Genomic DNA, 24,994 nt, shown 5'->3' on the forward strand with positions numbered 1-24,994 from the left:
TGGACCCCGGATCAAGTCCGGGGTGACGAAGGAGGTGATGCCTTCTTCCGCTTCGTCGGCGTTTTTGGTTTCGCTTTCGCCTTGGGTGTCGTTTTGGATGAAGTCTTTGTCTTCGAAGCGGGCTTTTCTGCAGGCTTCGGTTTGACCGCCGCCTTTTCGGGCTTAGGCTGCGCGGCGAGCAGGTCGGCGAAACTTTCGTCGATGCACGTGCGAAAGAAGGCGATGTCGGGCATGATCGCGCGTTCGGAGATGATCGAGAAGCCGACCTGACCGTTATAGCTGGGGGTCGCGATGAACAGCCCCATATTGTTGGCGAGCGGGCCTGCGCCGTATTGCTGCACAAGCTGCGCCCCCGCGAGATAGAGCGGCACCTGCGCGCCCGGGACGTTCGAGATGAAAAGATTGGTGCCGCGCACCGCGAAGCGCTCGCTCGTCAGGATGCGCGCAACCGCCGCCATCGTCGCGCCCGGAATATGCTGCGACAGGTCGGTCATGATCCGCGCGCTGACGCCCGCCTTCGCCTCCTTCGCCTCCACCGTATAGTCACGGATCGCCGCGAGCCGCTTCAGCGGGTCGGCAATGTCGGTGCGCAGCGGCACGCTCATCGCGGTCACCTGATTGCCGGGACTGTCGGCCTTGCCGCCCTTGCCGCGCCGGTTGATCGGGGCGACCGCGACGACGCTTTCCTTGGGCAGTTCGCCATGCGCCTGAAGATATTTGCGCAGCGCGCCCGCGCAGGTCGCAAGGATGACGTCGTTGACCGTCGCGCCGGGCACCTTTGCCCGCACCTTCGCGATATCGGCGAGCGCAACCCGGGTCGCGTCGAACATCTTGTGCGGGCCGACGGGTGCGTTGAAGCGCGTTTCGGGGACGCCCGCGGTCATCCCCTGATCGCTGAGCATCGACTTGCGCGCCGCGGTCATCAGCGAGGGCGACACCTTGAGCAGCGCGTTCATGAATTTGACCGGCGATTGCATCGACGCGGTCCAGGCGCGCGTGGCGACCTCCGCGCTCGACGGCGCGCGCCCGAGATCCTCCACCGGCGCGCCGGGGATTGCCGGAGTCCCCTTGGCGTCGATGTCGCTCATCGCGATGAAGGCATGCGCGCCCGATGCGCCGTCGACCGCGGCGTGATGGACGCGGTGGAGCATCGCGAAGCTGCCCTTCGGGATGCCGGGGATACGGTCGAGCCCCTCGATGATGTAAATGTCCCAAAGCGGCCGGTTCATATCCATCGGCTTCGAGAAATAGCGCGCGACCGCGATGCAGAATTGCCGCCAGTCGCCGGGTTCGGGCAGGCGCGCGTGGCTCATATGCGCTTCGATGTCGAAATGTTCGTCCTCGACCCAATAGGGGTGGTCGAGATCGAGCGGCAGCCGGTGGAGCCGGCGCTTGAACAGCGGCGATGTGTCGACGCGCGACTGGACGTGCGCGATGATATCCTTGAACCGCACGAAGCCGCCTGGCGCCGTCGACGGATCGTAGATGTAGATACCCATGATATGCGTCAGATTGTTCGCGGTCTGGGTATAGAGGAACTGGGCGTCCTGGGCGCTGAGTTGCTTAAGCATGCGAACCTCCATCCAACATCGATGATCCCGTCCTTGCGAGCGGAGCGAAGCAATCTCCCGTCACCGGCCGGGCGCTGGGACAAAGGCGAGCGATTGCCGCATCGCCTGCGGCTCCTCGCCATGACGAACGCGGTGTCATGTCATTCTCCCGTCCCCGGCAATCGGTCGGCGAGCGCGAGCGTGGCCAGCCGCATCGATTCCATGACGTTGGCGAGCCCGCGGAGTTCCACGAGCAGTGCGCGGCGCGCGCGCAATCCGTCAGGGGTCGCGGTTTCCGCCAGCCCCATATGGCGCATCTGCGACAGGGCGTTGGCGAAGAGCAATTTTCCGATCGACGCTTCGCTGCTGATCCGGCGCAAGAGCCAGGCCTGCCGCCCCTCGATCAGCGCGGCGTCGAGCAGCGCCTTTTTATCGACCGGATCGCCGGGGCGCGCGCGCGCCAGAATGTCGGCAACGACCGAATAGGCCTCGGCAAAGGGTAGCAGGATCGCATGGCCGACCATCGGCTGACAGCGGCGAATGAGCTGCGCAACGCCGCGGTCGCCGCTCGCCAGTCGCTTGGCCCAGGCAGGGTCGATGCGCGCAAGTTCAGCCTCCAGCGCGGCCAGATGTTCGCCGCGCGGCGGGTAGAAGAATTCGAATTTGAACAGATCGCGCAGCCGGTCGATCCGCGCCCAGAAGGCGGCGGTCGAATCCTTGCTGTCGGCATCGCGCAGCTCGAACAGCGCCAGCTCGATCATCGCGCGGTCGAGGAAATGATGCGCGATGATGTTGCGATAATAGCTCGCCATCGGATGCTTGGCGGGGTCGATCGAATAGACGGTCTCGCTGCCGGCCTCGAACCGCGTGAGCAGGCCGCCCTCGACGAGCGTGTCGAGCGTCGCCGCGAGCGCCGCGGCGTCGCCGCCTTCGAGCTCGCGGCTGAGGCGGATGCCGCGCTCGCGCGCCCAGGCGGTGATGCGCGCGATCGTCGCGATCATCTCTGCCTCGGTCACGCCGCGCGGCGCGGTGCCGAGCAGGATGAGGCACATGACCGAGGTGACGGTAAGCGGGGTGACGCGGTTCGCCTCGACCGCGACGGCGAAGGCGATACGCTCCAGCGCGCGCCGGTCGTCGGGGGCTGGCGCCTCCGGAATGACGACGGGCTCGCCGATGTCGAGACGGATGCGCCCCGACGGTTCCTTGAGGCTCTTCATATAGCCGATGAACCAGGCGAGGCTTTCGGGTTTCTTGGTCCGCCCGGTCTGTTCGGCGGCATATTCCTCGACATCGCGGATCAGGTCGAAACTGGTGACGAAGGGCACGAAATGTACCCCCTGCGTCCCGGTCGCATGCGCGGCGTCGAGGACATATTTCATCAGGCCATATTTGGGCGGCATCAGCTTGCCAAGGCGCGAGCGCGTCCCTTCGAAGGCCCAGGACAGCGGGAAGCGCTTGGCGAGCAGCCAGGCGATATAGTGGCGCAGCACCAGCTTGTAGACCGGCTGATCCTGAAAGCTGCGGCGAATGAAAATCATTCCCGAGCGGCGGAAGAATTGGCCCATGATCGCGAAGTCGAGGTTGGCGCCGCCAAAGCTGTGCAGCATCGGCAGGTCATTTTCATAGGCGAGGCGGCTGGGGGTCGCGCCGTCGATATAGGTTTTGTGTGTGAACAGGATCGCGGTCGGATGTTCGCGCAGCACCGAGCGCAGCTTTGCAAGCTCGGCCGCGTCGACCTCCATCTCGGGCGCATAGCCGCCGAACATCATCCGGTCGAGCCGCGCGCGCAGGTCGAGGAACAGCGCACTGGGGGTCGCGATGACCTCCTTCATCAGCGGGCGCGCCTCGCGGTAGAGATCCGCGACGGGACGGCCGAGCTGGCCGGCAAGATCGGCAAGCGCGGCGCGGAATTTGGGGTTGGTGCGCAGCGAGTCGGCAACGAAGCGCGGCACCTTGTAGCGGCTGCCGCGGATGCCGCGTTCGGCGACGTCGAGCGCGAGCCCCGCCTGCCGCGCGACGAAGCCGGCAAATTCGCTGCTTCCCTCCTCGCAGCCGTCACCGCCGCCGGTCTGCGCGAGATAGCGTGCCTTCAGCTCTGTCTGTGTTGCCGCTTCGCCGACCAGGATCTGCGCCCGGCGCCGGTCGCGCCACAGGATGAACCGCGCGCGCAGCGGCCCCGGACGGCGCGGGTCGCCGAAGATCAGATGCCGGAATTTCAGCGCGCGATCGCGCTCGAAACCGGGGATGCGCCACGCGACGCGCAGCGGCACCACCGTACGCGCAGGGTCGCCCGCCAGCCGCGCCTTGAGCGCATCGAGGTCAAGGGCATGATCGTCATCGGCGATCGCGAGGCTGACCCAAATCGGCGCGCCCTCCCCGCCCGGATCGACCGAGGTCGCGTGGATCCAGTCGAGCAATATCTGCCGCTCGATCCGGTTGTGCGCGTCAATGATGTAGAGCCGGTCGGCCAGCTGCTCCGCGACGAATTCGCTGCGGGGCGTGCCGTCGGCCATGGCCTTAAACCACCGTCATTGCGAGGAGCGTAGTGACGCGGCAATCCAGCGCGGCGTAACCCGCCCTGGATTGCTTCGCTTCGCTCGCAATGACGAGGTGAAACATGGGCTAGGCCTTCTTTACCTTTCGGGGCGTCGGCTTTTTCTTGGCGGCAGGCTTCTTGGTAGCCGCTTTCTTCGGCGCCTTTTCGGGGTTTGCCGCTGGCGCCGCCTCCTTCGCAACCGATTCCGCGACAGTCTCCTCGGGCTGGCCGAGGGTGCGCAGGAACATGTTGCGCACGTCGCGGACATGGGTGTTCAGCGTCTTCACCTGCCATTCGGACGTATCGACGGGCGGCAGGACGGTGACGCGCACCGTCGCGGGGCGCATCACGAATTCGTTTTTCGGCGCGACGTCGGTCGCATTGTGGATGACGATCGGGACGATCGGCACGCCCGCCTGCATGGCGAGGTGGAAGGCGCCCTTCTTGAAGGGTTCGAGCTTCGGGGTCAGGCTGCGCGTTCCCTCGGGCGCGATGCAGATCGACTTGCCTTCCTTCTGAATGGCTTCGACCAGCGGTTCCATAGCCTTGATCGCGCTTTTGCCGTCGGCGCGGTCGACGAAGACGGTGCCGCCCCATTCCATCAGCTTCCCCAAGATGGGAATTTCCTTGATCTCCTTCTTCCCCACCCCGCCCATGTCGCGGCGGATGAGCTTGGCAAGGATCATGACGTCCGCCTTGCTCTGGTGGTTGAAGATGAAAATGCACGGGCGCGACGACCAGAGGTGGCGTTCGTCCTCGACCTCGAGCTCGACGCCGGTGATCGCGGTCGCGAAGTCGCCGAACAGCCCCATCGAGAAATTGACCGCCTCGCGCTGTGAACGCGTCAGCGCCCAGATCGGCAGGCCAGCCGCGAAGGCGCCGATCAGCGAGCCGGTGGCGTAGATGGTGCGCGTATAGTCGACCCACGACGGCGTGCCGCGGCTCGCGAAGCGCTGCACCGGCCAGCCCCGCTCGTCGGCGATCGCCTTCAATTTCATATTGGGATTGAGCGGCCGCGGCTTGCCGACGCGTTCGAGCAGTTCGATGTCGTCGTCGCTGTCCGAATAGAAATAGCTCTGATCGAGGTCGAAGCCATAGTCTGCGGCAAGCTCCTCGGCGGCAAGCACCTTGCCTTCGCCGAAGCAGAGCGGGCGGATGATGTCGCCGGTGAACACGCCATCTTCGATTTCATAGGCGGAGCATTTGATGTCGGATATGCCGAGGTCGCGCGCGGTCGGTTCGATCTGGTAGATCGTCGCCGACGAGATGATCGCGACGCGGTGCCCCTTGGCCTGATGCGCCTCGATGATCGCGCGCGTCTCGGGATAGATTTTGCGCGCGATATGCTTCTTGTAGAGTTCTTCGCCGAACTGGACGAAGCTTTCCTCCTCGACGCCCTTCATGAATTTGGCGGCGCCGCTCATCAGCCCCGAAAAGCCGATCGCGCCCAGACTGTGCTGCGCGATGACATTCGCGGTCTCGGCGATTTCCTCGACCGACATTTCGCGGCGCTGCAGCTTTTCGCGCAGCATCGCCGTCGCCGAATAGCCTGCGATGATCGTTCCGTCGAAATCGAAGAGCGCGGCGATATGCGATCCGGGTTCGGACGCGAGAACTTCTTCCAAATGCGGCTGCGGCCTTGGCACGCGCATCTCCCCCACTGGCGGCTGTACCGCCTTATCCCTGCACGATGACAGGTAAAATGGGGTTAATCAATGGCGCGAAAGCGCCGACGCCTCGCGCGCGAGTGTCTCGATCCGGGCCGGATCGAGCGGCCCCGCGGGGACGACCCAGCTGCCGCCGACGCACAGCACCGCGTCCAGCGCGAGCCATTCGGGTGCGGTCGCGGCGGTGATGCCGCCGGTGGGGCAGAAGCGCGCCTGCCCGAACGGCCCCGCGAGCGCCTTGAGCGCAGGGATGCCGCCGCTTGTCGCGGCCGGGAAGAATTTGAAATGCGAGAGGCCAAGATCCATGCCGCGCATGATGTCGCCGGCATTGGCGGTGCCGGGGAGGAAGGGAATGCCGCTCGCGACCGCCGCCTTGCCGAGATTGTCGGTCAGCCCCGGCGAAACGATGAATTCGGCGCCCGCATGGATCGCGCCCGCCAGCATCGCGGGATCAAGGACGGTCCCGGCGCCGACGACCGCGCCCGGCACCGCCTTCATCGCCGCGATCGCAGCGAACGCGGCAGGGGTGCGCAGCGTGACCTCGAGCACCGGCAGGCCGCCCGCGACGAGCGCCTCGGCCATCGGGACGGCGTCCTCGACGCGGTCGATGACGATTACCGGGATGACGGGGGCTAGCGCCATGATCTGGTCGATGGACTTGTCGGACATCTTCTAACTCCGTTCGCCCTGAGCTTGTCGAAGGGCTGTTCTATTCCGAATCCGTTGAAAGGAAGAGCGGTCCTTCGACAAGCTCAGGACAAACGGTTTTCGCATCAGACGACGGTTTCCATCGCCGCGAGCATCGCCGACCCGCCCTTTTCGGCTTCGTCGGCGTGGTGACGGAACAGCGCAAACAGCTCGCGCCCGACGCCGAGTGCGGGCGGCGGGGCGATGGCGGGCGACCGCGCGGCCCATTCAGCGGGATCAACGAGCGCCGTCACCTCGCCGTTTACCGCGCAGACGCGCACCATGTCGCCGTCCTGCAGACAGGCAAGCGGGCCGCTGACCCCGTCGGGGCCGGGCAGCGCCTCGGGCGAGAGGTGGATCACCGCAGGCACCTTGCCGCTCGCCCCCGACATGCGGCCATCGGTGAGCAGCGCGACGCGGTAGCCGCGGTCCTGCAGCACGCCGAGCGCCGGGGTGAGCTTGTGGAGTTCGGGCATGCCGTTGGCGCGCGGCCCCTGGAAGCGCACGACGACGACGCAGTCGCGGTCGAGTTCGCCCGCCTTGAATGCAGCGAGCACCTGATCCTGATCGTCGAAGAGGCGCGCCGGGGCTTCGATCGTCCAGCGATTCGGGGCAACCGCGCTCGTCTTGATGATCGCGCGGCCGAGATTGCCCGACAGCAGCCGCATGCCCCCGTCGGACGAAAAAGGAGCGGAAACGGGACGCAACATCGTTTCGTCGCGCGACGTCTCGGGTGCGGCCTCCCAATGAAGCGCATCGTCGACCAGCACCGGCTGTCCCGAATAGTCGGCCATTGACCCGCCCACCGTGAGCACATCGCCGTGGAGCAGTCCGGCGCCGAGCAGTTCGCGCACGACATAGCCGATCCCGCCCGCGGCGTGGAAATTGTTCACGTCGCCCGCGCCATTCGGATAGACGCGCGCGAGCAGCGGCACGGCGCGGCTCAGCTCGTCGAAATCCTGCCAGTCGATGATGATCCCCGCCGCCCGCGCGATGGCCGGCAGGTGGATGGCATGATTGGTCGAACCGCCGGTCGCGAGCAGGCCGATCGCGGCATTGACGATTGCCTTTTCATCGACGCAGCGCGCGAGCGGGCGATAGTCGTCGCCGGTCCAGCCGATTTCGGTCAGCCGGTGCGTCGCGGCACGCGTCAGTTCCTGCCGCAGCTTGGTGCCCGGATTGACGAAGGCGCTGCCGGGAATGTGCAGCCCCATCAATTCCATCATCATCTGGTTGGAATTGGCGGTGCCATAGAAGGTACAGGTGCCTGCGCCATGATAGCTGGCCGCCTCCGCCTCGAGCAGCGCGTCGCGGCCGACCTTGCCCTCGGCATACAGCTGACGGACGCGGACCTTTTCCTTGTTCGCGAGGCCCGACGGCATCGGCCCGGCCGGAATGAGGATCGTGGGCAGATGGCCGAAACGCAGCGCGCCGATGAGCAGGCCGGGAACGATCTTGTCGCAGATGCCGAGCAGCAGCGCGCCCTCGAACATCGCGTGGCTGAGAGCGATCGCGGTGCCCTGCGCGATATTGTCGCGGCTGAACAGCGACAGGTCCATGCCCGCCTGTCCCTGCGTCACCCCGTCGCACATCGCGGGAACGCCGCCCGCGACCTGCGCGGTGGCGCCGGCTTCGCGCGCGAAAATCTTTATCTGTTCGGGGTAGCGGCCATAGGGCTGATGCGCCGACAGCATGTCGTTATAGGCGGTGACGATGCCGATATTCATCTCGGCGCCCGCGCGGATCGCGGGCTTGTCCTCGCCCGACGCCGCGAAGCCATGCGCAAGGTTGCCGCACGACAGATTGCCGCGATTGGTTCCGGCCTCGCGCTGCCGCTGCATCAGATCGAGGTAGGCGGCGCGGCGCGGCGCGCTACGGCGGGTGATGCGGTCGGTGACGGCGGCGATCGTGGGGTGGAGATCAGTCATGGCTATTCCCGTCAATCATGCCAGCTCGCTCCGTCGCGTTCGATGAGCGCGATCGCGCTCGACGGGCCCCAGCTTCCCGCGGTGTAGGTCTGCGGCGCCAGATCGACCGATGCCCAGGCGTCGCGGATCGAATCGATCCATTCCCACTGCGCCTCGACCTCGTCGCGGCGCACGAACAGCGTCTGATCGCCCTCGATGAAGTCGAGCAACAGCCGTTCGTAGGCGATGCGCCGCCGCTCGCCCTCGAAACTGTGCGAGAGCGACACGTCGAGCGTGACCTCTTTGAGCTTTACCCCGTCGCGGTCGAGTCCCGGCTGCTTCGCCATCACCTTGACCCGGATATTCTCTTCGGGCTGCAGGTTGATGATCATGCTGTTGGCGTCGAGCCCCCCCGCGCCGACGCGCGCGAAGATATTATGCGGCACCGGCTTGAACTGGATCAGCACTTCCGACTTGCGCTGCGGCATCCGTTTGCCGGTGCGCAGGTAAAAGGGCACGCCCTTCCAGCGCCAATTGTCGATATAGGCCTTGAGCGCAACGAAGGTTTCGGTGTTCGACGGATGGCCCAGCTCGTCGGCATAGCCCGCGACCGCGCCGCCGTTCACCGCGCCGCTCGTGTACTGACCCTTGACGCTGTGCGCCTTGACATCGTCGGCGCGCATCTTGCGCAAGGACCGCAGCAGCTTGACCTTTTCGTCGCGCACCGCGGTCGCCGAGACGCTCGCCGGCGGCTCCATCGCGATGATCGCGAGGAGCTGGAGCATATGGTTCTGCACCATATCCTTCAATGCACCGACGCCGTCATAATAGGACACCCGGCCTTCGAGGCCGACGGTTTCCGCCACGGTGATCTGGACGTGGTCGATCGCTTGCGCGTTCCACAAAGGTTCGAACAGCATATTCGCGAAACGCAGCGCGAGCAGGTTCTGGACCGTTTCCTTGCCCAGATAATGATCGATGCGGAAAACGCGATCCTCGGCAAAGGCGCTGCCGACCTGTTCGTTGACCGCACGCGACGAGGCGAGATCGTGGCCGATCGGCTTTTCCATCGCGATCCGGCATTCGGCGCAGGCAATCCCGGCCGCGGCGAGCCCCTGCGCGATCGGGCCGAACATCGATGGCGGGGTCGACAGATAGGCGCCGATCGGGCGGCTCATCCGGTCACCGAGCATTTCGGCGAGCCGGTCGTACCCCGTCGCTGCACCGGCATCGACCGCGCAATAGTCGATCCGCTCGAGGAAAGCGGCAATCACCGCTTCGTCGATGCGATCGCCCGCGAGGTGATCGTCGAGCGCGGCGCGTACCATCGCGTGCGCCCCTGCCCGATCCATCTGCGAGCGGCCCGAGGCGACGATCGTCATCGCATCGTCGAGCAGCCCGTCCATGTGCAGATTGTAGAGCGAGGGGAAGAGCATGCGATGGGCAAGATCCCCCGTCGCCCCGAACAGCACCAATGTTTCGACTTTGACGCTCACAAATATCCCCTTGGATAACGGACAGGGACGCTGGCGAAAGCCCCTGGCGATTGCAACGCGCATACGTAAGCCGCATAGCTTTGCATCGCCATTGGCAAGCCGCCCGCATCTGGCATAGGAACGCGCCATGACCGACGCGCCCATCCCCTATGATGTCATCGTGATTGGCGGCGGCGTCAATGGGGCCGGCGTCGCGCGCGATGCCGCGGGGCGCGGCGCGCGCGTGCTGCTGATCGAACAGGGCGATCTGGCGCAGGGCACCTCCTCGGCCTCGACCAAGCTGATCCACGGCGGGCTGCGCTATCTGGAGCATTATGAATTCGGCCTGGTGCGCGAAGCGCTGGCCGAGCGCGAGATATTGTGGGGCATCGCACCGCACATCATCTGGCCGATGCGCTTTGTCCTCCCCTATCGCGACGGGCTGCGGCCGCGCTGGCTGCTGCGGCTCGGCCTGTTTCTCTACGACCATATCGGCGGGCGCCGGAAATTGCCGCCAACGCGGTCGATCGACCTGGCGCGGCATCCGGCGGGCGCGCCGCTGCAGCCGCAATATGCCAAGGGTTTCGAATATTCGGATGGCTGGGTCGACGATGCGCGGCTGGTGATGCTGAACGCGCGCGACGCCGCCGACCGCGGGGCGCGGATCAAGACGCGCACCCGCGCCGACCTGATGCGGGTCGAGGACGGGCTATGGGTGGTCGAGGCGACGGGCGCGAACGGCCAAGCCTATCGCTTTACCGGCCGCAGCCTTGTCAATGCCGCCGGCCCCGCCGTGCTTGATCTGCTGCGCCGCGCCGCCGCGCCGCCCGATTATCAGATGCGGCTGGTGCGCGGATCGCACATCGTGGTGCGCAAGCTGTTCGACCATGATTTCGCCTATTTCTTCCAGCTTCCCGACGGCCGCATCTTTTTCGCCATCCCCTATGAGCGCGATTTCACGCTGATCGGGACGACCGACCAGGATCATGAGGGATCGCTGGCCGACGTGCATGCAAGTGCCGAGGAAATCGCCTATCTGTGCGAGGGAGCGAACCAGTATTTCGCCGCGCAGATCGGCCCCGACGATGTCGTGTGGACCTATTCGGGGGTGCGGCCGCTGGTCGAGGACGGATCGGGCAAGCCCGAGGCGGCAACGCGCGGATACCGCATCGACCTCGACATGGAGGAAGGCGCGCCGCTGCTCACCATCTATGGCGGCAAGATCACCAGCTATCGCCATGTCGCCGAACATGCGATCGACGATCTGGCGGCGCATGTCGCCGCGCTGACCGGCGCGCGCTGGACCGCCAGCGCGCCGCTGCCCGGCGGCGATTTTCGGACCGACGGCGCGGCGACGCTGAAGGCCGACTATCGGCTAGCCCACCCCTTCCTCTCCGCCGCGACGGTCGACCGCATCGTCAAGGCGTATGGCACCGACGCGCGGGCATGGCTCGGCACAGCCCAAAGCTGGGACGATCTGGGAGGCGAGATCGCGCACGGACTGTCGGCCGCCGAAATCCGTTGGATGATCGACCGCGAATGGGCGCAGACGAGCGACGACATATTGTGGCGGCGCAGCAAGCTGGGGCTGCACTTCACCGCCGAGGACATCAAGCGGCTCGACGCCTTTCTGGACGGCATCGCCGTCAAGCCCGCGCTGCCCGAGTAATCGCCCGCCCGCCTATGCCGCCGCGGCGATCGCCAGCGCATCGGCGCCCGCCGGAAAATGGCTGCGTCCCGTCTGGTCGTGCACCGCGTCCCACACCGCCGTGGCGACGTCGGCCTCGGTCGTGAAGAGCGCGGGTTGCGCCATGCCCGCAAGGATCGGCGCGGCATGGTTGCCATAGGGTTCGGGCAGCACGTCGGCGAGCGCGACATCGGTGTTCGCGCTAAAGGCGGTGGTCGGACCATAGCCCGGCTCGACGAGTTTCACCCCGATACCCAGCGGTTCGAGTTCGTGCGCGAGGCTGCCGGTGAAACCCTGGATCGCGGTCTTGCTGCCCGTATAGGCGGCTGCATAAGGGAAGGAGGCAAGCGTCGCCGACGAAGTGACGTTGACGATCGTTCCCGACCGGCGTTCGCGCATCTGCGGGATCACCGCCTGCGTCATGGCGATAGTGCCGAGGCTGTTGGTGGCATAGACGTCGCGGATGCGCCGCAGCGGCGCATGTTCGAGCGCGCCGAACAGGCCGATCCCCGCATTGTTGACCAGAACGTCGATCGGCCCGGCGGCGGCGATGGCGGCGGCGATGCTGTCGTCATCGGTCACATCGAGCGGCAGCAGGCGAAGCCGCGCCGAAGGTTCGAGCGGCGCGGCGGCCGGGTTGCGCATCGTCGCGATCACGGTCCAGCCGCCAGCATGAAAATGGCGCGCGGTTTCGAGGCCATAGCCCGACGAGCAGCCGGTGATCAGAATCCGTTTCATCATTCTTCCTTTCATCAGGGTGATGGAAAGGATCTAGTCAGCAGAAGAGATACTATCTATAATGTAAAATCCGCATTTCTTTACCAATAGTCCTGATATGGCCGATCCGCTCTCCGATCTCATCGCGCTGCTGCGCCCCAGCACGGTCTTCGCGAAAGGGATTGGCGGACGCGGGCAGTGGGCGGTGCGCTATTCATCCTTCGGCGACCCGAGCTTTTGCACGGTGCTGCAAGGTCACTGCCGACTGACGGTCGATGGCGCCGATCCGGTCACGCTGATTGCCGGCGATTTCGTGCTGTTGCCTGAGACGCCCGGCTTTACCATTTCGGCCATCGACGCAGGGGCTACGTGCGATCCGGTCACGATCGATCCCCATGACACCACCGCCTTTTCGGGCGATATGCGGCATGGCGAGCCCGACGGTGAGCCCGACGTCCGGATGCTCGGCGGCTATTTCGCCTTTGCTTCGCCCGACGCCGGCCTGCTGGTATCGCAGCTTCCCGCCCTGATCCATTTGCACGGGGCCGAGCGGCTGGCGGCGCTAGTGCAGATGGTGCGCAGCGAAGCGGGCGGCGACAGGCCGGGGCGCGATCTGGTGCTCGCGCGGCTGGTCGAGATACTGCTGGTCGAGGCGCTGCGGGCCGCGGGCGGTGACGAGGCGCCGCCGGGGATGCTGCGCGGCCTAGGCGACCCGCGGCTGGCGAGCGCGATCCGCTGCATCCACGATGCCCCCGCGCACGCTTGGACGGTCGCGGCGCTTGCGCAGGAAGCGGCGCTGTCGCGATCGGCCTTTTTCGACCGTTTCGCGCGCACCGTCGGCGTGCCGCCGATGGAATATGTGCAAAGCTGGCGCATGAGCCTGGCCAAGGACATGTTGCGCCGCCGCGCGGGCAAGATCGACGAAATCGCCGAGCGTGTGGGCTATGGGTCGGCGAGCGCGTTCAGCACCGCCTTTGCGCGCGCGGTGGGCGTGCCGCCGCGGCGCTTTGCGATGACGGCCGGCTAGCGCGGTTTGCGCGTCGGCTTTGCGGCCTTGCGCGCCGCTTGCTCGCGCAGCCTGTTCTCGCGCTCGGCCAGTTCCTCGAAACGGCAGAGCGGAATCGGTGCGGGCGGCTTCTTCTTGTCGGTCATTCTTCTCTCGTCACCCCGGACCTGGTCCGGGGTCCATGCGAGTTTGCGCCGCGAATGGATGCCGGATCAAGTCCGGCATGACGAAAATATGGCGCTCACGCCGCTTCGACGTCCACATCCGCGGGCAGGCGGATCATGTAATCGAAGGCCGACAGCGCCGCCTTAGATCCTTCGCCCATCGCGATAACGATCTGCTTGTAGGGCACGGTCGTGCAATCGCCCGCGGCGAAGATGCCGCGCTGGCTCGTCTCGCCGCGATGGTCGACCTCGATTTCGCCGTGGCGCGACAGGGTAACGCTGTCCTTGAGCCATTCGGTGTTCGGCACGAGGCCGATCTGAACGAAGATGCCTTCGAGTTCGACGTGGTGCGGCGCGTCCGAATTGCGGTCCTTATAGGCAAGCCCTGTCACCTTTTCGCCGTCGCCGAGCACTTCGGTGGTCAGCGCCGAGGTAATGATCCGGACATTGGGCAGGCTCGCGAGCTTGCGCTGGAGGACGGCGTCGGCGCGGAGCTGGCTGTCATATTCGATCAGCGTGACGTGCGCGACGATGCCGGCAAGATCGATCGCCGCCTCGACGCCCGAATTGCCGCCGCCGATCACCGCGACGCGCTTGCCCTGGTAGAGCGGGCCGTCGCAGTGCGGGCAATAGGCGACGCCCTTGTTGCGATAGGCATCCTCGCCCGGCACGCCGAGCTGGCGCCAGCGCGCGCCGGTCGAGAGGATAACGGTGCGCGCCTTGAGCGACGCGGCGTTCGCCAGCACGATTTCGTGCAGGCCCCCTTCGGCCTTCGCCGGGATCAGTTTCTCGGCGCGCTGCAGGTTCATGATGTCGACGTCATAATCTTTGACGTGGCTCTCGAGCTGCGCAACGAGCTTCGGCCCTTCGGTGTGCTGGACCGAGATGAAATTCTCGATTGCCATGGTGTCGAGCACCTGACCGCCGAAGCGTTCGGTGGCGATGCCGGTGCGGATACCCTTGCGCGCCGCGTAGATCGCAGCCGCGGCGCCCGCGGGGCCACCGCCGACGACGAGCACGTCGAACGCCTCCTTAGCGCCGATCTTTTCCGCCGCCTTCGCTTCGGCGCCGGTGTCGAGCTTGGCGAGGATCTGTTCGAGCTCCATGCGGCCCTGACCGAAATTCTGCCCATTCAGGAAGATCGTCGGCACGGCCATGATCTTGCGCTCCTCGACCTCGGCCTGGAACAGCCCGCCGTCGATCGCGGTGTGGGTGATGCGCGGGTTGACCACGCTCATCAGGTTCAATGCCTGCACGATGTCGGGGCAATTCTGGCACGACAGCGAGAAATAGGTTTCGAAGTGGAAGTCGCCATCGAGCTCCGCCACTTGCCCGAGCACCTCGGCGCTCACCTTCGGCGGGTGGCCGCCGACCTGGAGCAGCGCGAGAACGAGCGAGGTGAATTCATGGCCGAGCGGGATGCCCGCGAAGCGCACCGCGACACGGGCGTCGCTCGCGCGGCGGATCAGGAAGCTGGGCCGACGCGCATCGTCGTCGGTGCGCGTCACGCTGACCTTGTCCGACAGCGCGGCGATATCGTTGAGGAGCGCCGCCAGCTCGGCCGACTTCGCATCGTCGCCGAGCGACGAGAGCAGTTCGATCGGTTCACGAAGGTTCGTGAGGAGGCCCTGAAGCTGCTGCTTCATATTGGCGTCGAGCATGGGGAGAGTTCCTGCCTGGTTTCAAAGAAAATCCGTGTGCTCCCGCGAAGGCGGGAGCCCAGCGCTGTAGAGCGCAAGTGTAGCGACCTAACGCTCTGGGTCCCCGCCTTCGCGGGGACACACGGACGATTACACCTTAGATCTTGCCGACGAGGTCGAGCGAGGGCGCGAGCGTTTCGGCGCCTTCTTCCCACTTTGCGGGGCAGACTTCGCCGGGGTGGCTGACCCAATATTGCAGCGCCTTGATCTTGCGGAGCAGTTCGGCGGCGTTGCGGCCCACGCCTTCGGGAGTGATTTCCAGAAGCTGGATTTCACCCTGCGGGTCGAGCACGAAGGTGCCGCGGTCGGCAAGGCCGACGCCCTGGCGCAGAACTTCGAAATTGTTCGACAGATTGTGGTTCTGGTCGCCGACCATATAGTAATTGATCTTGCCGATCGCCGGCGAGGTGTCGTGCCATGCCTTGTGGCAGAAATGCGTGTCGGTCGACACCGCGAACACTTCGACACCCATATTTTGCAGCGTCGGATAGATGTCGGCGAGGTCTTCGAGCTCGGTCGGGCAGACGAAGGTGAAGTCGGCCGGATAGAAGAAGAAGACGGCCCACTTGCCCTTGACGGTTTCGTCGCTGATTTCGACGAACTTGCCGTCCTTGTACGCGGTCGCGTTAAAGGGCTTGATGGTGGTGTTGAGCACGGACATGGAGAGCCTCCTTTTGTTTGTGGAGCCCTCCCCTAGCGATTTATGTTGCAGTGCGGAAATTGGAAATCCGCGCGGCCATGATCGATTTTATCGATCAAAAAGGTCTTGAATTGTCAATCTTTCGAACACATGTCGCGCCGCTTGCATCACTGTCAGGACCAGCTGCGCGCCAGCTTCTCCGCCGTCGCGTCGATCGCGCCCGGCCCCGTATTGCCGACCAGCGCATAGGACATGTCGCCGCGGCGCCAATAGGCCACCGATTGCGCGCCTTCTCGCACCGCGTCGGGGCGTTCGGGCGCCCCCGAACGCTGGTGCAGCGCAAAGAGCGACAGCGGATCGCCCGCCTGAGTGCGCACCGCAACGAGCAGGGCCGGGCCGCGCTCGGTCGGGAAAAGCTGAACGTCGGTGATCTTCCAGCTCTTCGGCACGCTGGGGATCGCGATATTGGTGCTACTCGCAATCTCGCGCGCGTCGTAATGGGGCGTTTCGGCCTGCGAATCGAGCCCGGCGCGCATCATCGCGATGCGGTGCGACGAGATCGCATAATCGACGTAGGCGGGCGGTCCCTGGGTTGCGACGAACAGCAGCGCGACAACCGCCGCGGCGACCGAGGTACCGCCGACCGACATCCAGCGACCCCAGCGCCGCACCGGCTCTGCCAGATCGCGGCCGAGCGCCGCGACCGCGGCGGGCATCGCGCGCTTGTCCTGCGCCAGAAGCTGCAAGGCGCTGCGCGCGCCGAGATCGCCCATCACGCGTGCGGCGAGGTCGGGGTGACGGCGCAGATGATCCTCGACGGCGAAACGCCCTTCGACATCGAGTTGCCCGTCGACATAGGCGGCGAGTTCGCTTTCGTTCGGCCCGTCAGTCATCCTGTCCTCCAACCAGTCGCAGCGGCGCGGCGCGGCGCCGTCCGTCTGTGTCCTCGCGTCCATTTTCGAGATCGCGGAGCGCCGCGCGCGCGCGCGCAACGCGCGACATCACCGTTCCGATCGGGACGGCCAGAAGGTCGGCGCATTGCTGATAGCTGAGGCCTTCGACCGCGGTCAGGTGCAGCACCGCGCGATGATGGTCGGGAAGCGCGGCGAAACTGTGCGCAATCTCGCGCAGCCGCGCATGATGTTCCTGAGCCGCGTCGGCCTGCGTCGCCAGCGTATCGGCGAAACGATCGTTGCGCCGCGCCTCGGCCGCGCGGCGCCGCGTGCCCGATACGAAGACATTGTGGACGATCGCGAGCAGCCAGCCCCGGCGGTTGCCCTCGGCCCGAAAGGTGTCGCGCCGTTCGATCGCGCGCAGCAGCGCATCCTGCACCACATCGTCGGCATCCTGATCGTCGCGCGCGAGCGCGCGCGCATAGCGCCGCATCGCGGCGAGATCGCCGTCGATATCGGGGTCGGCGTCGCGGCCCTTGCGCATCGAAACTCCTCAGGCGACTCTCGCCAGCGCCGCGATAGTAGCGGTTCCGGCGAGCCGGCCATAGAGCGCCGCGACCCCGGCGAGAATATCGTCCCAGCAATAGCGGTCCGCGGCCGCCGCAGCAGCGCGGCGCAGCACCGCGAGCTGCGCGGGTTCGTCGATAAGCTGCGCGATCGCATCGGCATAGGCCGCGGCGTCGTGCGGCGGGACCAGCAGGCCGGTGCCGCCATGCACGATCAGCGACGAGGCGCTGGGAACGTCGGCCGACACCACCCCGATCCCCGATGCCATCGCCTCCAGATTGACGTTGCCGAAAGCCTCGGTCACGCTGGGATTGACCAATATGTCGGCGCTCGCCACCGCGCAGCCAAGGTCGGCGCCGGCCAGATGGCCGAGGAAGGCGACATTGGGCAGTCGCCGCGCGAGCCAGTCGCGCGCCGGTCCTTCGCCGACGATCATCGGGCGCACATTATAGCCGCGCGCGCGGAGCGCCTCGATCGCGTCGGCAAAGACGCCGAGCCCCTTTTCGAGCACGAGCCGCCCGAAGAAGAGCGGCACCACATCGCCGGGCGCATAGCCGAGCCGGGCGCGAAAGGCGTTGCTGCGCAGCGCGGGATGAAAGGCGGTGCGGTCGACCCCGCGCGACCAGATCGACACATTGTCGCGGCCGTAGAGCGCCGCGAATTCGTCGAGGATCGGCGCCGTCGGCAGAAGGATATGGTCGGCATCGCCGTAGAAGCGCCGCAGATAGGCCTCCATCGGCCGGCGCAGAAAGCCGAGATGATAATATTCGGGGTAGGTTTCGAAGCGCGTGTGGAGGCTCGCGACTACCGGAATGCCGGCGGCCCGCGCATATTTTTGCGCCTGGCGGCCCAAGATATCGGGCGCCGAGAGATGGACGATATCCGGGGCAAATGCCTCAAGGTCGGCGCGGGCAGCGCCCGTGAAGCCAAGCGCGAGGCGATATTCGGGGCGCCCCGGGATGCTTGCAGAGCGCACCGAGACAATATCGCCGACCGATTCGAACGCCTTCGTCGGCGCGGTCGGCGAATAGATGCGGACCGCCATGCCCGCGCGATCGAGCAGATAGGCGACGATGCGGTTGAGCGCCCGATTGGCCCCGTCGCGCACGCAGTCGTAATTGCCCGAGAAGAGCGCGATGCGCAGCGGCCGGCCGGCGGGCGAACGCCCCGCGACCCGGCCCGATTCCAGATCATGCTTCATGCCCCGTTTACGCCCCCGCGGCGCGGCTTATTCCATCGGCGCGCTCGGCGCGCTAAGATTATGGCTACAAAGGAGTGACGGAGATGATCGGACTGTTCGCGGCGATTTCGGCGGCACTGGCGGTCGCGGCGGGTGCCTTCGGGGCGCATGGCGCGGCGGGACCGCAGGAGGCCGACTGGCTGCGCACCGGCGGCCTGTATCAACTGGTCCACGCTGTTGCGGCGCTCGCGATCATGGGGACCGCACGCGGCCCGGCGATCATGCTGCTGATCGGCGGCGGACTTTTCGCCGTCACCCTCTATGCGATGGCGCTCGGCGGGCCGCGCTGGCTGGGCGCCGTCACGCCCGTGGGCGGCACCCTGCTGATCGCCGGCTGGCTGTGGGCCGCGTGGTTCTACTGGCGCGGCTGATGCGTGCCTGTATCGGCGCTTCGATCGAGGGGCGAGCCGCAGCCCCCCCTTCGGCTATGGCGCTAGGGTATGAACCATTGCAGCCCTTCGGCACGATGGCGCTGCATGCGGTCTTCGTGAAATTCGAAGGTGCCGGGAAAGGGATTGCGTTCGAGTAGCGGACGATCGGCGAAGCGCATGGCATATTCCTGGCCGCCGTAGGGACGCCAGCGGACTGCCGACGGCGCGACCGGCTTTGCGGTCGCGGCAAAGCTGGTCCAATAGTCGATCATCTGCTCCGCGAGCCGCACCTCGGCCGGTCCCTCCGCCGCAGGCCAGTTGCGCGACCCCGCGACCGGACGCCCGGCAATGCCGAAGACGAACGGTAGCTCGCTCGCATGAAAGGCGCAAAGATCGCGCGCGCGGGCGGCCGGGTAGCAATGATCGAAGACGTAAAGATAAGCCGGCGCTCCGGCCGCGGTCTGCGCGCGGACCAGACGTTCGGTTGCCCATCCGTAGATGGTGTCGCGCGTCGCGGCGAGCATGCTCTCCGTCCCGCCCGACGCCGGATACAGCTTGAGATAGGCGGCGGCGAGATCGCCGTAACGCTTCGCGGCCGCCGCCGCATAGTCCGCCGGGTCGCCCGGTATGGCCGGCACGAGCCGCCGCTGCGATCGCAACTCGCCGCTGTTGAAGCCGGCGAGCAGCGGCACCTTCATCTGCGCGCTGCGGTCGAGGATGTTGACGAGCTGGTCGGGGACGACCACGCCATCGACGACCGGCTGCGCGGGGAAACGGGCGCGCACCGCCGCCGCCAGCAAAGCATCGGGATCGACGGCGCGCAGCGCGGCGATGTCGGCAGCGCCCAGCGCTTCGCCCAAAGCCTGCCCGCTCGCTTCGGCGGATGGCAGACCGAACGCCGCTTCGCGCAGGCGCGGCATCGCGCGCATATTGGTGCTCTGGACGATCGCCTTGGCGAACAAGCCGCGGGCTCGCGGGCTGGCGAGAAGATAGGAGACGCTGAGCCCCCCGGCCGATTCTCCCATCGCAGTCACATTGGCAGGATCGCCGCCGAAGGCCGCAATATTGCGCTGCACCCAGCGGAGCGCCGCCATCTGGTCGAGCAGGCCGTAGTTGCCTGAGACATTCTGAGGCGATTCGGCGCTTAGCCCCGGGTGCGCAAACCAGCCGAAGACGCCGAGGCGATAGTTGATCGACACGAAGACGATCCCGCGTCGGGCGAATTCGCGTCCGTCGTACATCAGGCTCGCGCTGCCGCCAAATTGCAGCGACCCGCCGTGAATCCACACGATCACCGGCGCCTTCTTCGCCCCCGCCGGCGCCCAGATGTTGAGCGTCAGGCAATCCTCGCTCGGGGGGCGGGGCGCTTCGAAATAGACGCTGTCGGCGGGATAGGCGGGCTGGACGCAGTCGGGTCCGAACTCGGCCGCCTGTCGCAGGCCCGACCAGGATGGCGGCGCTTCGGGCGGCTGCCACCGCCGCTCGCCCACGGGCGGCGCGGCATAAGGCAAGCCGCGGAATATGCGCACATTGTCCTGCCATGTGCCGGCGACGCGTCCTTCGCCGACGGTCGCCGTCGGCGCTTCGCGGGGGGCGGGTGCGGCCCCCGACAGACCAAGGACGGCGCACAGGCCGATGACGATCTTTCCAAGCGGCGACAGGCCCATCAGCGCATTTCCTCTTCCCGGCGGCGATGCTTGCCATCGTCCACCCGAGTATCTACGCTCACTTGTGAGTGAATATCAAGCCGCCAGCCGGCATTGACCGGCACGGGCGCCGCGTCACAATGTCCCGCGGTCTGAAAACAGCGGCGGGAACAGCCGCAAGGGAGAGCCGATGACCGATCCGACGAGGCGCCATTTCATCACCGCCGCGACCGCCCTTCCCGTCGCCGCCAGCGCCGCGAGCGCGGGCGCCGCGATGACCGACACGATCGCGAGCGACCTTGCCGCCTATATCGGTTTCGGCAACAAGCGCGCAGGCGGCGCCGGCGACAATGCGTGCGGCCACTGGCTCGCCGATCAGCTCACGCGCGCCGGCTACGCGGTTGAAAAGCCGGCCATCTCTGTTCCCCATTTCGAGGCCGGAGCGTGCGACATGGTCGTCGGCGACACCCGCGCCGCGCTGATGCCGCAGCCGATCGTGACACCGACCGCCGCCGGGGGCGTGACGGGGCCACTGGTGCGCGTCGATGCGCAGGGCCGCGCCGACGCGCCGTTGGCAGGCGCGATCGCGCTCGTCGACCTGCCCTATGGCCGCTGGTCGTCGGCGCTCGCCAAACCGATTCGCGCGCCCGTCGAGACCGCCTTCGCGGCGGGCGCCAGGGCGGCGGTGATCGTCACCAACGGGCCGACGGGCAAGATCATCGCGCTCAATGCCGATGGCCGAGCGCCGATGTTCGCGGGTCCGGTCGGTCTGCTCGCGCCTGCCGACGCCGCACCTTTTTGGGAGGCAGCGATGCGCCATGCCGCGGCGACTGTTTGCCTGACCGGCGAGGGCGGGCGGCGGGCCGCCTTCAATGTCATCGGGCGCCTCGACCGCGGCAAGGCGAAGTGGGTGGTCGTATCGACGCCGCGTTCGGGCTGGACCGACTGTGCGGGCGAGCGCGGCGGCGGCATTGCCGCATGGCTGGACCTGGCCCGCGGCATCCCGGCGCTGCTCCCCGACCACAACCTCGCTTTCCTGTGCAACAGCGGCCATGAATATGAAAATCTGGGCGCCGAGGAGGCGCTGAAAGCGGTGGCCCCCAAGCCCGACGCGACGCATTTCTGGCTCCACCTTGGCGCCAACCTCGCGGCGCGTGACTGGCACGAAGGCCTGTTCGGCCTCGCCCCGCTGGCTGGTACCGATTCGCAGCGCTATCTGGTCGTCAGCCCATCGCTGCTTGCGACCGCGCGGCGCCTGTTCGCGGGCTTTGCCGGACTTGAAAGCCCTTACCCCAGCGACAAATTGTCGGCCGGCGAACTCACCGCGATCATCGCCGCAGGCTACACCTCGGTCGCAGGCATTTTCGGCGTCCATCGTTTCCATCATGTCGAAGGCGACGATGCGCGCTGCGTCGATGCGGGTGCGGTCGCGGCGACGACCGCCGCCTTCCGGAAGCTGCTCCTTGCCGCGGCCGCGCCAAGATAGTGTAGGATTCTAGATCCGGTTCGCGCGTACGATCGCGCCGAAGTGATGCGCGCTGGGTCGCGGGGCGCGGACGAAAGTGTCGCGATCGACCGCGGCCAGCCCGAAGGGCACCGAATAGCCCGACGTCCATTCGAAATTGTCGAGCAGCGACCAGTAGATATAGCTGTGGACGGCAATGCCTTCGTCGAGACAGGCGCGGACGCCGTCGAGCGCCGCATCGATGAAGGCCACGCGGCGCGCATCGTCGGCGACGGCGACCCCGCTTTCGGTGACATAGATGGGCTTGCCGATCGTCCGGTGCGCCCAGCGGATCGTATTCGCCAAGGCCTGCGGATAAAATTCATAACCCGACAGCGTCTTTTCGGCGTCCTTCGGGGGCGGCACCATGCCCTTTTCGTCGAAGACGAGCCGCGTGTAGCATTGCACCCCGAAGAAGTCGGCGTGGTCGCGGGCGACATCGATCCAGTTGCCGTAGAGCCGCCGCTCATAATCGGCGACGAGCGACGGCGCGCCCGCCGACTGGATATCCTGAGTCGTAAGCGCGATGCCGACCGGAAGTTCGGGCCGCGCTGCCTTGATCGCCGCATAGGCCCGACGATGCGCCTCCTGCATCAGCGGGGTCGTAACCGCAGGATCGGCGAAGGCGAGGCGCGAGAATTTGGGCGATCCGGTTGCGGCGACCGCGGCCGCCTGCGCCGCCCGTTGCAGCTCCGCACCGGCGTCCGACTGGGGGAACAGCGACACGAGCAGGCCGATATTGGCTTCGTTGAAGGTGGTGACGAGATGCATCAGCCCGCCGAGCCGCTCGGCGACCCTGGCGCAATAGCGCGCGAAGAGCTGCGGCGCGTCGGCGACCTCGAACCCGCCACGCTTCGCGAACCACAGCGGCACGGTGAAGTGGCTCAGCGTCACGACGGGGGCCAGCCCCCGCGCGCGGCAGGCAGTCAGCACCCGGGCATAATGGTCGAGTTCGGCGTTCGAGAAATGCCCCTCGCTCGGCTCGATTCGCGCCCATTCGATACCGAGCCGATAGCAGTTCAGCCCCAATTGCTGCGCGAGCGCGAAATCCTGATCGTAGCGGTGATAGCTGTCGCACGCGTCGCCCGACCGCTCCTTGAACAGCGTCGGTTCGATATTCTCGGCAAGCCAGGCGTCGCTGTTGGTGTTGTTCCCTTCGCTCTGATGCGCCGAGATAGCCGCGCCCCACAGAAAGCCCTTCGGCGCGGGCTTGCGCCGCGCCGACGCCGGGGCGTTGCCAAGCAGCACCGGCGCGGCGGCGGCGCCGACCGCCCCCTGGATCAGCGCACGGCGCGCAATGGCATCGCCCCCGCTCATGCCTCGATGTCGCGCTTGTAGGTTTCGGGCAGGAACAGGATGCCGACGACCGCGGTCACCGCCGCAATGATGACTGCATACCACAGCCCCTGATAGATATTGCCCGTCGCCGCGACCATCGCGAAGCCGATCGTCGGCATGAAGCCGCCGATCCAGCCGTTGCCGATGTGATAGGGCAGCGACAGCGAACTGTAACGGATGCGCGCCGGGAACAGCTCGACGAGCAGTGCGGCGAGCGGGCCATAGACCATCGTCGCGAGCAGTCCGAAGACGCAGAGGATCAGAATCACCTTCGTCTTGTTGACCTGCGCCGGATCGGCTTTGTCGGGATAGCCCGCCGCATCGAGCGCCGTTTTCGCCTCGCGCCCGAAGGCGGCGACCACCGCCGCCCGAGCATCCTTGTCGAGCCCCACCGGGTCGGCGACGGCGATCACGCGGTCGCCGACGCGCACCGACGCGGCGCTTCCCGCCGGCGCATCGCGGTTGGCATAGTTGATGCCGTTCTTTGCCAGATAGGATTTGGCGATGTCGCAACTCGATTGGTCAAAGCTGTTCTTGCCGATCGGGTCGAACTGGAACGAGCATTCGCCGGCATCGGCCACGACCGTGACCGGCGCGCGCTCGACCGCCGCGGCCATCGCAGGGTTCGCGGCGACAACGAGCGCCTTGTAGAGCGGAAAATAGACGAACACCGCGATCACGCAGGCGGTCATCATGATCGGTTTGCGGCCGATACGGTCACTGAGCCAGCCGAAGAAGACGAAACTTGGAATGATGATGAGGAGCGCCGTCGCGACCAGGAAATTGGCGGTCGCGCCGTCCACCCGCGCGATACGTTCGAGGTAGAAGAGCGGATAGAGGTGCGCGGCAAAGCCGATCACCGCCTGCCCCGCCACCGCCCCGAACAGCGCAATGAGCACGATCTTCAAATTGCGCCATTCGCCAAAGGCCTCTTTCAACGGCGCCTTCGACGTCGCGCCGGCCGCCTTCATCCGTTGGAACACCGGGCTTTCCTCAAGCTGCAGGCGTATCCACAGCGCGACCGACAGCAGCACGATCGAAAAGATGAAGGGAAGCCGCCAGCCCCAGGCGTTGAAGGTATCGGCATCCATGAACAATCGCAGCGACACGACAAAGGTCGACGCCAGGATCAGCCCGATCATCGCCGTCGTCTGGATGAAGCTGGTGTAGAGGCCGCGTTTTCCGGGCGGGGCATGTTCGGCGATATAGACGGCGGCGCCGCCATATTCGCCGCCGATCGCCAGTCCCTGCAGCAGACGCAGCAGCATCAGGATGATCGGTGCCGCGACCCCGATCGTATCATAGCCGGGCAGAAAGCCGACCGCGAAGGTCGACAGTCCCATGATCGCCATGGTGACGAGGAAGGTATTCTTGCGGCCGACGATGTCGCCGACGCGGCCGAACACGAGCGCGCCGAACGGCCGCACCGCAAACCCCGCAGCAAACGCCATCAGCGCAAGGATGAAGCCCGTCGTTTCGTTCACCCCCGAAAAGAAGTGATGCGAAAGCGCCGTGGCGAGCAGGCCATAGAGATAGAAGTCATACCATTCGAACACTGTCCCCAGCGACGAAGCAGCGATCACCAGCTTCTCATTCTGGCCCTTGCCCGCTTCGGGCGCGGCCTGGCTGTCGGTCGTCATATCCTTCTCCCTTCATCCCGGCAGCGACGGCGGGCTCTTGACCGGCCCGTCCGCCACGC

General features: G+C 66.3%; 20 protein-coding genes. 4 read left to right on the top strand and 16 right to left on the bottom strand.

Features of this window, described 5'->3' with window-relative positions; genetic code table 11:
- Positions 1–11: 11 nt before the first annotated feature.
- The 6 genes from MU856_RS13155 to zwf all read right to left on the bottom strand — a co-directional run bounded on the left by MU856_RS13155 (position 12) and on the right by zwf (position 9,783).
- The gene (locus MU856_RS13155; protein ID WP_234178528.1) at positions 12–1,571 is read right to left on the bottom strand and encodes a wax ester/triacylglycerol synthase family O-acyltransferase; all 1,560 of its coding nucleotides are present in this window, start codon (positions 1,569–1,571) and stop codon (positions 12–14) included.
- 140 nt (positions 1,572–1,711) lie between these two features.
- Positions 1,712–4,063 (bottom strand): glycerol-3-phosphate 1-O-acyltransferase, encoded by a 2,352-nt coding sequence (locus MU856_RS13160; protein ID WP_263587724.1) that lies wholly within the window; start codon positions 4,061–4,063, stop codon positions 1,712–1,714.
- Positions 4,064–4,172: 109 nt separating this feature from the next.
- Complete coding sequence (locus tag MU856_RS13165) at positions 4,173–5,711, bottom strand: HAD-IB family hydrolase (RefSeq protein WP_234178525.1); 1,539 nt, start codon at positions 5,709–5,711, stop codon at positions 4,173–4,175.
- Between the two features lie 87 nt (positions 5,712–5,798).
- Entirely contained in the window at positions 5,799–6,422 is a 624-nt protein-coding gene (eda, locus tag MU856_RS13170; RefSeq protein WP_186402966.1) for a bifunctional 4-hydroxy-2-oxoglutarate aldolase/2-dehydro-3-deoxy-phosphogluconate aldolase, read from the bottom strand.
- Between the two features lie 104 nt (positions 6,423–6,526).
- Positions 6,527–8,368 carry a phosphogluconate dehydratase gene (gene edd, locus MU856_RS13175; RefSeq protein ID WP_062900775.1) on the bottom strand — a complete coding sequence of 614 codons (1,842 nt, stop codon included), beginning with the start codon at positions 8,366–8,368 and terminating at the stop codon, positions 6,527–6,529.
- 11 nt (positions 8,369–8,379) lie between these two features.
- A complete protein-coding gene (gene zwf, locus MU856_RS13180; protein WP_260834173.1) occupies positions 8,380–9,783 on the bottom strand; it encodes a glucose-6-phosphate dehydrogenase in 1,404 nt (467 codons plus the stop codon).
- A 187-nt stretch (positions 9,784–9,970) separates the two neighbouring features.
- On the opposite strand from zwf, the gene glpD reads away from it, so the two are divergent.
- Positions 9,971–11,491 carry a glycerol-3-phosphate dehydrogenase gene (gene glpD, locus MU856_RS13185; protein WP_062900776.1) on the top strand — a complete coding sequence of 507 codons (1,521 nt, stop codon included), beginning with the start codon at positions 9,971–9,973 and terminating at the stop codon, positions 11,489–11,491.
- Between the two features lie 12 nt (positions 11,492–11,503).
- On the opposite strand, the gene MU856_RS13190 is transcribed toward glpD, so the two are convergent.
- Positions 11,504–12,250 carry an SDR family oxidoreductase gene (locus tag MU856_RS13190; protein ID WP_263587725.1) on the bottom strand — a complete coding sequence of 249 codons (747 nt, stop codon included), beginning with the start codon at positions 12,248–12,250 and terminating at the stop codon, positions 11,504–11,506.
- 94 nt (positions 12,251–12,344) lie between these two features.
- On the opposite strand from MU856_RS13190, the gene MU856_RS13195 reads away from it, so the two are divergent.
- Entirely contained in the window at positions 12,345–13,253 is a 909-nt protein-coding gene (locus tag MU856_RS13195; RefSeq protein ID WP_062900778.1) for an AraC family transcriptional regulator, read from the top strand.
- Here MU856_RS13195 and MU856_RS13200 read toward each other — a convergent pair.
- The 6 genes from MU856_RS13200 to MU856_RS13225 all read right to left on the bottom strand — a co-directional run bounded on the left by MU856_RS13200 (position 13,250) and on the right by MU856_RS13225 (position 18,397).
- Entirely contained in the window at positions 13,250–13,378 is a 129-nt protein-coding gene (locus MU856_RS13200) for a hypothetical protein (protein WP_260834170.1), read from the bottom strand. The genes MU856_RS13195 and MU856_RS13200 overlap by 4 nt on opposite strands.
- A gap of 95 nt (positions 13,379–13,473) precedes the next feature.
- Positions 13,474–15,057, bottom strand: coding sequence for an alkyl hydroperoxide reductase subunit F (gene ahpF, locus MU856_RS13205; protein WP_263587726.1), 1,584 nt, complete (start codon positions 15,055–15,057; stop codon positions 13,474–13,476).
- Positions 15,058–15,193: 136 nt separating this feature from the next.
- The gene (gene ahpC / locus MU856_RS13210; RefSeq protein ID WP_062769850.1) at positions 15,194–15,757 is read right to left on the bottom strand and encodes an alkyl hydroperoxide reductase subunit C; all 564 of its coding nucleotides are present in this window, start codon (positions 15,755–15,757) and stop codon (positions 15,194–15,196) included.
- Positions 15,758–15,909: 152 nt separating this feature from the next.
- Positions 15,910–16,629 (bottom strand): anti-sigma factor family protein, encoded by a 720-nt coding sequence (locus MU856_RS13215; RefSeq protein WP_062900780.1) that lies wholly within the window; start codon positions 16,627–16,629, stop codon positions 15,910–15,912.
- Entirely contained in the window at positions 16,622–17,173 is a 552-nt protein-coding gene (locus tag MU856_RS13220) for a sigma-70 family RNA polymerase sigma factor (protein WP_062900781.1), read from the bottom strand. The genes MU856_RS13215 and MU856_RS13220 overlap by 8 nt, the downstream gene beginning before the upstream one ends.
- A 9-nt stretch (positions 17,174–17,182) precedes the next feature.
- Complete coding sequence (locus tag MU856_RS13225; protein ID WP_263587727.1) at positions 17,183–18,397, bottom strand: glycosyltransferase family 4 protein; 1,215 nt, start codon at positions 18,395–18,397, stop codon at positions 17,183–17,185.
- A gap of 83 nt (positions 18,398–18,480) precedes the next feature.
- On the opposite strand from MU856_RS13225, the gene MU856_RS13230 reads away from it, so the two are divergent.
- Positions 18,481–18,807, top strand: coding sequence for a DUF423 domain-containing protein (locus MU856_RS13230; RefSeq protein ID WP_062900783.1), 327 nt, complete (start codon positions 18,481–18,483; stop codon positions 18,805–18,807).
- A 62-nt stretch (positions 18,808–18,869) separates the two neighbouring features.
- On the opposite strand, the gene MU856_RS13235 is transcribed toward MU856_RS13230, so the two are convergent.
- The gene (locus MU856_RS13235) at positions 18,870–20,474 is read right to left on the bottom strand and encodes a carboxylesterase/lipase family protein (protein ID WP_263587728.1); all 1,605 of its coding nucleotides are present in this window, start codon (positions 20,472–20,474) and stop codon (positions 18,870–18,872) included.
- A gap of 169 nt (positions 20,475–20,643) precedes the next feature.
- Between MU856_RS13235 and MU856_RS13240 the strand changes: the two genes are divergently transcribed.
- Positions 20,644–21,939, top strand: a complete 1,296-nt coding sequence (locus tag MU856_RS13240; protein ID WP_263587729.1) for a PA domain-containing protein — start codon at positions 20,644–20,646, stop codon at positions 21,937–21,939.
- A 9-nt stretch (positions 21,940–21,948) separates the two neighbouring features.
- Here MU856_RS13240 and MU856_RS13245 read toward each other — a convergent pair whose 3' ends face one another.
- Complete coding sequence (locus MU856_RS13245; RefSeq protein WP_263587730.1) at positions 21,949–23,274, bottom strand: glycoside hydrolase family 1 protein; 1,326 nt, start codon at positions 23,272–23,274, stop codon at positions 21,949–21,951.
- Positions 23,271–24,935 carry an MFS transporter gene (locus MU856_RS13250; RefSeq protein ID WP_062900787.1) on the bottom strand — a complete coding sequence of 555 codons (1,665 nt, stop codon included), beginning with the start codon at positions 24,933–24,935 and terminating at the stop codon, positions 23,271–23,273. Before MU856_RS13250 ends, MU856_RS13245 begins: the two co-directional genes overlap by 4 nt.
- Positions 24,936–24,994: the final 59 nt, after the last annotated feature.

This window comes from Sphingopyxis sp. GC21 (assembly GCF_025727575.1).
Classification (GTDB): Bacteria; Pseudomonadota; Alphaproteobacteria; order Sphingomonadales; family Sphingomonadaceae; genus Sphingopyxis; species Sphingopyxis terrae_A.